The 401-nt window shown below is 56.9% G+C and carries 1 protein-coding gene; it reads right to left on the bottom strand.

Features of this window, described 5'->3' with window-relative positions; all coding sequences use genetic code 11:
• Positions 1–401: Ig-like domain-containing protein (locus MXD62_RS10295; RefSeq protein WP_248829101.1), on the bottom strand; the 401-nt coding region annotated here is incomplete at both ends.

The following is a 401-nucleotide window of genomic DNA, read 5'->3' as shown; positions in this document are numbered from 1 at the left end:
TTCCACGGGAGTGGTCCGGTTTTGCTTCGTTCCGTCACCCAATTGACTGTTGTCATTCAATCCCCATGCCCAGGCGGTTCCATCTTCTTTCACCAGCAGTGTGTGGTTGCCTCCCGCTGACAGGCGGTTGGCGGTATTGGTGGTGGCCGTCACCTGAACCGGAACGGTGATCGTCTTATCATAGTAGGTTACCGTGATCGTCGCATTCCCTGCTGCTACCCCGGAAATGACTCCCGCAGCATCGACCGTCGCAACGGTCGGATCGCTGCTTTGATACGTGGATTGACTCGTCACATCCTGGGTGCTTCCGTTCGCGTACGTCGCCGTGATTTGCAAACTCTTGCTTTGTGCAGTCGGGAGCAGCACCGAGCTCGGAGCTGACGACAACTGCTGCACGGTAA

Source organism: Frankia sp. Mgl5 (assembly GCF_023242985.1).
Classification (GTDB): domain Bacteria; phylum Actinomycetota; class Actinomycetes; order Frankiales; family Frankiaceae; genus Parafrankia; species Parafrankia soli.
Note: the sequence above shows the minus strand (reverse complement) of the source record. Positions and strands in the feature narration are given on the sequence as shown.